Origin of the sequence: Sporosarcina ureae, from assembly GCF_029267015.1 — a bacterium.
In the GTDB taxonomy this organism is placed as follows: domain Bacteria; phylum Bacillota; class Bacilli; order Bacillales_A; family Planococcaceae; genus Sporosarcina; species Sporosarcina ureae_D.
This window is the reverse complement of the sequence record NZ_JARIEA010000067.1, coordinates 1-3,880: the sequence shown is the minus strand read 5'-3', so window position 1 is coordinate 3,880 and position 3,880 is coordinate 1. Positions and strand designations below refer to the sequence as shown.

3 protein-coding genes are annotated in these 3,880 nt (G+C 45.1%); 1 reads left to right on the top strand and 2 read right to left on the bottom strand.

The annotated features are described in order from the left end of the window. Positions 1 to 188 precede the first annotated feature (188 nt). The gene (locus Q7P97_RS11025) at positions 189 to 377 is read right to left on the bottom strand and encodes an SE1832 family protein (RefSeq protein WP_303969240.1); all 189 of its coding nucleotides are present in this window, start codon (positions 375 to 377) and stop codon (positions 189 to 191) included. 29 nt (positions 378 to 406) lie between these two features. Continuing rightward, the gene (locus Q7P97_RS11020; RefSeq protein ID WP_303969239.1) at positions 407 to 1,444 is read right to left on the bottom strand and encodes a CMP-N-acetylneuraminic acid synthetase; all 1,038 of its coding nucleotides are present in this window, start codon (positions 1,442 to 1,444) and stop codon (positions 407 to 409) included. A 112-nt stretch (positions 1,445 to 1,556) separates the two neighbouring features. Between Q7P97_RS11020 and Q7P97_RS11015 the strand changes: the two genes are divergently transcribed. Continuing rightward, complete coding sequence (locus Q7P97_RS11015) at positions 1,557 to 3,488, top strand: cation:proton antiporter (RefSeq protein ID WP_303969238.1); 1,932 nt, start codon at positions 1,557 to 1,559, stop codon at positions 3,486 to 3,488. Positions 3,489 to 3,880 lie beyond the last annotated feature (392 nt).

Genomic DNA, 3,880 nt, shown 5'->3' with positions numbered 1-3,880 from the left:
CCGATGGATCAGCTCGAAAGGAGAGACAACCAAAAGGGAGCTTGCGACCTGGTTGGCTCACCGAGAGCCCATGGGAAAGCGTCCGCCTAGAGCGCAAATCCCTACCCCCAATCCAAAGTCAACCTCACTACTAGCAAACCCCCAAAAAACAACCTCCATCAGCAATACCTGATAGAGGTTGTTCGTGTTTAATTCGTCGCTTCAGCGAGCTGCTTGTTCAAATCCGCGAGGCGCTCTTCCATTTTAGAAAGGCGCAACTCTGCATTTTCGATCATCTTCACATGACCTGTCGACTCCAACTTCTCCATATCACCCTGCAAGCTGATGTAGTCCATCTTCAGCTCAGCGATCTCTTGCTCCAACTGTTCCTTCGTCATAACGGAAAACTCCTATCATATGTTTTCCTTTAGTGTAACATATTCTGCCTTGTGCGTTTAGGAAACTCTAGCAAGTAACGGATCGCCTCAATTACCTCTTCGTTACTCGTCCCGACATCGATCTGCAACTGCTTTTTGATCGCGCGTTCCTTACGTGCATCATGCAGCAACGGTTCCATAATCGCGTTCAGTAAGTTCGACTGTGTTACTTTACGGCCGAGGCCGAGGTGGGTGAAGCCGTTTCTTTCGGTCGGAAAGCCGAGGTTTGATTCGAACTCGTTTTGGGCAAGTACAATACAAGGTACACCAATAACAGCTACTTCATAAGGTGTATAGCCGGCATCGCACAAAACCATATCGGCTTTAGAGAACCACTCTGCACGGTTGTCCGGGGCTTGGACGACTTTTGTGTTCGGTCGGCTTAATGCCATCATTTGGATTTCACTCACATCATGTTTATAATTCTTTCCTAGTAGCACCATAACGGATAAAGGAATCTGCAATTGCTTTAAATGTCGCAACGCACGAAACGTGAGATTTCCGGGATCTTCATCACCGAATGAAATGACGAGTTGTGATGAAGAGGGGGATTTTCTCTTTAAACCGGCATGCCGAAAAGATTCCAGTGAAGCGTCTGCTATGAATGTCTGGGGCCCGACGATGTAGTGCTCGGCATGTACTTCCTGAGTTTCCGGATACAACGTCTGGATCACCCAGTCTGCTAGTTGTCCGCCATCACCAAAATCATCGAAATGTAGAATACTAGGCACTAGTTCGTGAATCTTGATCATTTCGTCCTTATAGCTTGGACCACTGTCTCGAATCAAAAGATCAGGCTGAAGTTTACCTATTAATTTAATGAATGAAGAAGGGCCAATTACTTTATAGCATGTAAAATCTTCGCTTGGGACTGGTGTTTCTTGATCGTATAAAAAGATGACTTGTGCTTCGCTTTTTAGCGTATTTGCCAGTATTAGTGCACGGCGTAAAGGATAACTTCCCTTACCTTCAGTTATGGAAAGATAGATCACGATTGTTTTTTGGACTTGTTTTTCGATAGGAACCACCCTTTCTGAATCTGCTCGTTCCTCTTACCCTATGAAAAACGGCAATAGTTTATTACAATGAGGAGAAAGCGGTTCAGAAAGGCTTGGAAGAGGGAAGGAGGCGACCTACCTAATGTTCAATTCATTGATTATGGATTTAATGTTGGTCGTGTTAATTGGTGTAGCGTCGCAATGGATAGCATGGCGCACGAGAATGCCGGCGATTGTCGTGATGGCGATTGCGGGTCTGTTAGTTGGACCTATTTTCGGTTTGATCAATCCACAGCAATCCATGGGGGATTTATATTCTCCGATTATTACGTTTGCGGTAGCTATTATATTATTTGAAGGAAGTTTGAATCTTGATTTTAAAGAAATTAAAGGATTTGGTCGTCCCGTTGCGCGAATCGTTACATTTGGCGCGTTCATCGCGTGGATTGCGGGTTCACTTGCAGCTCACTATATCGCAGGATTGTCGTGGGAAGTCGCATTCATCATCGGGGGATTATTTATCGTAACAGGCCCTACCGTAATCCTACCTTTATTACGACAAGCGCGATTAAAGCCTCGTGCTGCAGCAATATTGAAGTGGGAAGGAATTGTCGTAGATCCGTTCGGCGCACTTCTAGCAGTCTTTGCATTTGAAGTGATCAAGTTCCTAAATAATGAAGTAACAGTCAAAGCGATGTTGCTATTTGTGGGCGCGTCACTATTTTCTGTGCTTCTTGGTTGGGGGACAAGTCGGATATTAGGTACGTCGTTTGAAAAAGGTTGGGTGCCTGAGTTTTTAAAAGCACCTATTTTATTCGGCTTTGTATTATTCGTCTTCGTATTATCTGATGAAATCATGCATGAGACAGGCTTATTGGCTGTCACAGCGATGGGGATGACGATGGCGAATATGCATTTGACTACATTAGAAGACATTCGTGAATTCAAGGAGAACATTTCCGTGTTGCTTATTTCAGGGATTTTCGTCATGCTGACAGCTTCCCTCAATCCGCATATATTGATTGAAATCTTGAATCCGAAAATTATCTTATACGTACTCGCGATGCTATTCGTCGTCAGACCGCTATCCATCTGGGTATCAACAATCGGCACTGATTTGACAAATCGTGAGAAAACACTCATCGGGTGGATTGCGCCACGAGGAATTGTAGCACTGACCGTTTCGGGATATTTCGCTTCGATTTTGCTCGAGAATGGCTACAAAGATGCTGAACTATTAACTGCACTAACATTTGCGCTCGTATTTTCGACCGTTGTCGTACACGGATTCTCGATTGGTTGGCTCGCAAAAAAACTGAATTTAACTACACCGATCGAATCGGGTGTTGTGCTAATTGGTAGTACGAAGTTTGTAGCTGAACTAGCGAAGAACATTAGTGACGCAGGTCATAAAGTATTAGTTATTGAAGGTTCGTGGGGCGGTCTTTCCAACGCACGAAAGCTCAGTGTCCCAACATATATGGGAGATATCTTATCTGAACATACCGGATATCATCTCGACTTAACGCCATACCGTTATATTTTGGCGATGACCAAGACCGATACTTATAATTCACATGTATGTGCTGACTTCACGCCCGATCTAGGACGGGACTTACTGTTCCAAACGACGACGCATAAACGAAGCGCGGATCAACAGTTTAACTTAACGACAGGGCAGTTCCTGTTTACACCGAACTTGTCCATCCATGAACTGGACGAGCGCATTCATCAAGGACACGTATTCCGTAAGACGTTGCTGACGAAACAATACAGCTACACCCAGTACTTACGCGAACGCGATGACCAGTCGGTATTGTTATACGTCATGCGTGCAAATGGCGACATGGAGTTCTACACGGCAGAAAAAGAACTCCAAGCACAGACAGGGGACACCATCGTAGCGCTCTCGACGTTGAATAAAACCATTGAGCGGACAATTGACAAGTTGGAAGAAAAGAACGGCAAAGCCACTGTGCCGAAAGAAATCGTCGTAACGAAGTTCTTGGAAGATGCCCCAAATGAAAAACCAGAGATACCAGGGGACACGCCTCCGAAGATTATGAAGAAATAAGAGAGTCTGAATTTTTGTTGGGGTGGAGGATTTGCGCTTCGGAGGGGACGCTTTCCGGAGGGCGGGCGGTGAACCACACCCCTAGTGCAAAGATGTGCTCCTAACGCTACGCTTATACTCGCAAAAGCCGTACTACGCTACGGCTTTCGCTTCGCTCGCAGGGTGTTTCACCTGTCCCGCTTATCCTCCAGGAGTCGCCCCTCCTACGCTCCAATTCCTTGCAATGCAAGCGGGTGAGACTTTTTGTTGTGCATTAAAATAAGTGTTGTAATCGATTTTGAACTGTAGAACTTGAAACTAAAGAAGTTAAGACAAAACAATAATTCACACACTACTTACATTGAGTGATCTAAGTACTAGCACTATTAAAGTAGGATGGAAGCGGAAGTTGG